The sequence below is a fragment of the Rhodococcus erythropolis NBRC 15567 genome (genome assembly GCF_001552595.1).
Lineage (GTDB): Bacteria > Actinomycetota > Actinomycetes > Mycobacteriales > Mycobacteriaceae > Rhodococcus_F > Rhodococcus_F erythropolis.
The window spans coordinates 1-1,316 of the sequence record NZ_BCRM01000064.1 but is presented as its reverse complement, the minus strand read 5'-3'; the positions used below and the strand labels follow the sequence as shown (position 1 = coordinate 1,316).

The 1,316-nt window shown below is 62.0% G+C and carries 1 protein-coding gene; it reads left to right on the top strand.

The features are described from left to right. Positions 1-1,316, top strand: a 1,316-nt coding sequence (locus tag RE4_RS30555; RefSeq protein WP_255246900.1) for a condensation domain-containing protein, incomplete at both ends; no start/stop codon positions are given.

Genomic DNA, 1,316 nt, shown 5'->3' with positions numbered 1-1,316 from the left:
TCGATTCGACACGGCATCGGCTGTCAACAATGTCCCTGTTGCCGTTCGGCTCACGGGTGCGCTCGATCTGGCCGCCCTGAATTCGGCAGTTCACGATGTTATCGGTCGCCACGAGGTTCTGCGCACGGTCTACCCCGAGGTCGACGGAATCGGCTACCAGAAGATCCTCTCGGCTGGAGATGTCTCGATCGATCTCGGTGCAGAACGCGTCACCGACGACCGAATCCAGGCGGAGCTGTATTCGTTCTTCGCCCAGGGCTTCGATGTCACCGTCGAGGTTCCGTTGCGCGCCAAGCTGTTCCAGGTCGCCGATGATGACTTCGTGTTGTCGTTCGTGGTGCATCACATCTCGACCGACGGCTTCTCGATGAGCCCGTTGACCCGGGACGTGATGACCGCGTACTTCGCCCGCTCACAGGGTCAAGCCCCGGTGTGGACGCCGTTGCCGGTGCAGTATGCCGACTACGCACTGTGGCAGCGTGAGGTTCTCGGGTTCGAGGACGATCCGCAGTCAATTATCGCGCAGCAGATCAACTACTGGTCCGATGCCCTGGCCGACCTGCCCGAGCAGCTGGACCTTCCCAGTGATCGCACCCGCCCCGAGATCGCAACGGGACAAGGAGCGAACCACACCTTCACCATCGACCCGCAACTGTGGGCCGATGTGGAAGCAACAGGTCAGGCGGCGGGCGCAACGCCGTTCATGGTCGTCCACTCTGCGCTGGCCGTGCTGCTGGCACGGTTGTCCGCGACAACCGACATCGCAATCGGCGCTCCTGTCGCCGGTCGCGGTGAAGCGCAGCTCGACGATCTGATCGGCATGTTCGTCAACACTTTGGTGCTGCGCACCGAGGTTGATCCGTCGATGTCGTTCACGGATCTGTTGGCTTCTGCGCGTGAAGTGGATCTGCAGGCGTTTGCCCACGCTGACGTTCCGTTCGAGCGGATCGTCGAAGCGCTCGATCCGGTGCGTTCGCAGGCACACCACCCGCTGTTCCAGGTGGCATTGACCTTCCAGAACCTTGGCCAGAGTGCTCTCGAACTGCCCGGACTCACCGCCGCTGCTGTGGAATTCGACGCAGCACTGGCCAAGTTCGATCTGCAATTCACTCTTGAAGACGCCGCTGACGCCGGTATGTCCGGCACTCTGACCTACGCGACGGATCTGTTCGACGCGTCGACAGCGGCCGAGTTCGCTGATCGCTTCGTGTCCGTCCTCCGTGGCGTTGTCGCGAATCCGACTGCTGCCGTTGGCGACGTGGATGTTCTGACCGCCGGTGAGTTGGATCGCGTTCTGTCATGGAGCGACACGGGTG